We start from the raw sequence: 3749 nt of genomic DNA on the forward strand, positions 1-3749 counted from the left end.
CCATGCCGGGTACTTTTTGATTGACAAAAAGTCTAAAAGTCTTACCCAACAAGGTTTTTAGATTTATTCAGCAAACCCTACTTAACCCAACTGTTCAAGGGGAACTGTCAGCGCCATAATAATCGATGGACTTCGATCGAGAGCAGAAATTTTATGAGTTGCCGGCCAAACAAGCCAATATGGGGGAATAAGGAGCTATTCAGTTTTAAAAGCAATATTTAAGCGAAAATTTATGAAAATCGCTATTTTATCCCAAGATGCTTCTCTTTATTCGACCAAGCGACTGAAAGAAGCGGGAGAAGCCCAAGGTCATGAGGTACGAGTGATCAATTATTTGCGCTGTTACATGAACATCACCTCCCATAAACCCACGGTTGTTTATAACGGTAAACCCTTGGAGAGTTTTGACGCGATTATTCCCCGCATTGCCGCCTCAAAAACCTTCTATGGAACCGCAGTCGTCCGACAATTCGAGGTGATGAATGTTTTTACTGCCAACGACTCGCAAGCAATTTCTCGGTCGCGGGATAAATTGCGTTGTCTGCAAATCCTCGCTCGGGAAGGGATAGGTTTACCGGTGACGGGAATTGCTCACGCAACTCAAGATATCGATGGTTTAATCGAAACCGTCGGCGGCACCCCTCTAGTGATTAAATTATTAGAAGGAACCCAAGGTATTGGGGTAGTCTTAGCGGAAACCGATCAAGCAGCCAAGTCAGTTATTGAAGCTTTTCGGCAATTAGAGGCTAATATTCTAGTACAAGAGTATATTAAAGAGGCCAGTGGGGCAGATCTGCGCTGTTTTGTCATCGATGGAAAAGTGGTGGCCTCGATGAAGCGACAGGGGGCCGAAGGGGATTTTCGTTCTAATCTTCACCGCGGTGGTAAGGCAGAAAAGGTAAAATTAACCCCGGAGGAACGCAGTACGGCTATACGGGCCACTAAAGCCATGGGTTTACGGGTTGCGGGTGTGGACTTATTGCGGTCCAATCACGGGCCTGTGGTTATCGAGGTCAATTCTTCTCCCGGTTTGGAGGGAATAGAAGCGGCCACTGGTGTGGATGTGGCCAAAAAAATTATTGATTTTGTCGCTAAAAATGCCACCCTAGTCCTAAATCGCGATCGATATCAATATTAGCCGTCAGCCTTGCATCAGTTATCAGTTACCAGTTATCAGTGGGTAAGTTATCAGTCAATAGTATTAAGCGATAAGCTCGGAGCTGCCTTTTTACTGAAAAAGCTCCCCACACCCCACTTCCCCACTTCCCCACACCCCACACCCTACACCCCACACCCTACACCCACTTTCAAGTCAGATGTGATTTATCAGTCGGCAAATACACGGACGCTATCGGGAATAATTGATAGTTTTACCTTTGTACCGATGTCTAATTGGGTGTTAATCGTTGTTCTAGCGTGGATTTGGCTGCCGGTGGCCGTTAGCAGACAATAACGGTATTCCCGCCCCAAAAATTGGCGATCGCAAATAACTAGCTCTCCCGTCTCATCCGGCTTAATTTTGACATCTTCCTCTCTCAGCATCAATTCCCCTTTGTCCAAATCTTGACCATCGGGAATTTCCCAGACTCCTATCTCGGTTTGCCATTGTTCCCCCTTCCGTCTAGCGGGGAGAAAGTTAGCTTGGGTGACAAACTCAGCCACGAATCGCGAGGCCGGATGACTATAAATTTCTTCGGGATTGTTAATTTGTTCTAATTTTCCTTGACAAATGACGGCAATTGTGTCACTGATCACCATTGCTTCCTCCCGGTCGTGGGTGACAAAAATGGCCGAGATACCAGTCGCTTTCAGGATATGACGGATCTCGTGCCGTAACCGTTGCCGGACCTGCACATCGAGATTACTTAAAGGTTCATCTAAGAGGATTAAAGAGGGTTTTGGGGCTAAAGCGCGGGCGAGGGCGACTCTTTGCTGTTGTCCTCCCGATAGCTGATGGGGATAACGTTTTTCTAGTCCTTGCAGTCCGACTAAATCCAAAGTTTCCGCCACCCTAGCGTTAATAGCTTTGGTCGATAATTTCTCCCCAGAATTTTTTAACCCGAAGGCGATATTGTCAGCAATGGTTAAATGGGGAAAAAGAGCGTAATCCTGAAAAACCATGCCCGTATTGCGTTTTTCCGGAGGAATAAAGGTTTTTTCGTCGGCAACTATTCGCCCTCCCAATTCAATCACTCCTTGAGATGGTTTTTCAAATCCCGCAATCATCCGCAGTAGAGTGGTTTTACCGCAGCCCGACGGACCCAATAATCCGAGAATTTCGCCCTCTGTTAAACTAAAACTGATATTATCGACAGCTAGAGTAGCAGCAGCGGGAAAACGCTTGTTAACCTCGGATAAACGCAGAATGACAGACTTTTTCATGGTGAGAAAGACAATCGCCCAGTCAGTGGCAGGGCCATTTACTTAAGAATTATTCCTAATTAGTTCACTATTATTGTTTATAACATTTTATTTGGCTAATTAGGAAACTTTCTCAAAAATTTCATGCTCACACCTGAAGATATTATTCTCGTTCCCCGGGGGGCCGAGCATAGCTCAATCCGTCGAGGATTAAGGAACATCGGCGATTTAGCCCCGCAAATTATCCCGATTAACCTTGGCGCTCCAGAATTCCTCGACAGTTCCCCAGTCTCTAAGCTATCTCTAGAATTTCTTAATAAGTTCAGGGGAAAAATTGTGCTGATGGGATTAGCGGGCAGTCTCAGCGATCGCTATCGAGTCGGAGATGGGGTAATCTATCAAGGTTGTGGCGCAGAAAAGGGGAATTATTGGCAGTGCGAACCGGAAATAACCGCAGAAATCGCCCAATTAACCGGATATAGTCTCGTTAAAGGTTTAACCAGCGATCGCCTGATTAGCCGATCCGAGGAAAAACGACGTTTAGGACAAGGGGGCTATGAGGTGGTCGATATGGAAGGAGCAAGGATTTTAGCGGCTTTACGGGGGCAAAAAGTGGCAATTGTGCGCGTGATTAGCGATGAGGTGACACAGGATTTACCCGATTTAGCCCCGGCAATTGATAATCAAGGTCAGCTGCGACCATTGCCCCTAGCTCGACAAATGTTAATCCGTCCCATCCCGGCCTTCCATTTGATTCAAGGTTCCCTAAAAGGTTTATCCGTACTAACTCAGGTGGTGCGAAAGTTGTGCGGCAGTAATTTTTAAAAGTTGCTTGCAGATTATTTTTTTTCTGTGCTATAGTGGTTAGGCTAAAATCAAGCGGATGTGGTGGAACTGGTAGACACGCACGTTTGAGGGGCGTGTGGCTTACGCCTTGCGAGTTCGAGTCTCGCCATCCGCATAAACTTTTATCTGCCCTCCGACAAGAATTGCCCTTGTCACCTTGAATGTTGGCAGGATGCCCCCGTTACACCCGTAGGGTTAGTGGGGGAGGAATGCCGAGCAATAGGAAACGCTCGCAGCCCATCGACTCGGGTTGACGGCGAAAAAGAGCGACTCTTCCTTGACGAGCGAGCAACTACCATCGGGGAAAACTTGCCGGGCAAAATCCCACATCCGACAAAAAACCCCCGCTAACGGCGGGGGAGATGGCATAGTTTTACTATGATGCCTAGCTAGGACTTACACTCCGTAAACGAAGTCGAGATTGGTCATGCCAGCTGCGGCACCAGCCCCAACATTGGCAATTAGGTAACTACCGGCGACGGTGGAATCGTTATACCAGATGTCGCCGTTGCTAGTGTTGACGTAGATGCCGAAGGACTTTC

The 3749-nt window shown here is 47.1% G+C and carries 3 protein-coding genes and 1 tRNA gene; 3 read left to right on the forward strand and 1 reads right to left on the reverse strand.

Going from position 1 to position 3749, the window contains the following annotated elements; translation table 11 throughout:
- The first annotated feature begins 232 nt into the window (after positions 1 to 232).
- Entirely contained in the window at positions 233 to 1138 is a 906-nt protein-coding gene (gene rimK / locus PX636_RS03200; protein WP_012264688.1) for a 30S ribosomal protein S6--L-glutamate ligase, read from the forward strand.
- Between the two features lie 188 nt (positions 1139 to 1326).
- Here rimK and PX636_RS03205 read toward each other — a convergent pair whose 3' ends face one another.
- A complete protein-coding gene (locus tag PX636_RS03205; RefSeq protein ID WP_012264687.1) occupies positions 1327 to 2382 on the reverse strand; it encodes an ABC transporter ATP-binding protein in 1056 nt (351 codons plus the stop codon).
- Positions 2383 to 2505: 123 nt separating this feature from the next.
- Between PX636_RS03205 and PX636_RS03210 the strand changes: the two genes are divergently transcribed.
- Complete coding sequence (locus tag PX636_RS03210) at positions 2506 to 3186, forward strand: nucleoside phosphorylase-I family protein (protein WP_012264686.1); 681 nt, start codon at positions 2506 to 2508, stop codon at positions 3184 to 3186.
- Positions 3187 to 3240: 54 nt separating this feature from the next.
- Positions 3241 to 3322 (forward strand) — tRNA-Leu (locus PX636_RS03215).
- Positions 3323 to 3749: the final 427 nt, after the last annotated feature.

Origin of the sequence: Microcystis sp. M53598_WE2, from assembly GCF_030067735.1 — a bacterium.
Taxonomy (GTDB): Bacteria; Cyanobacteriota; Cyanobacteriia; order Cyanobacteriales; family Microcystaceae; genus Microcystis; species Microcystis aeruginosa.

Excerpts from the sequence above, each read along its gene's own strand:
- rimK (WP_012264688.1), top strand. The coding sequence starts at position 233 with ATGAAAATCGCTATTTTATCCCAAGATGCTTCTCTTTATTCGACCAAG.
- PX636_RS03205 (WP_012264687.1), bottom strand. The coding sequence starts at position 2,382 with ATGAAAAAGTCTGTCATTCTGCGTTTATCCGAGGTTAACAAGCGTTTT.
- PX636_RS03210 (WP_012264686.1), top strand. The coding sequence starts at position 2,506 with ATGCTCACACCTGAAGATATTATTCTCGTTCCCCGGGGGGCCGAGCAT.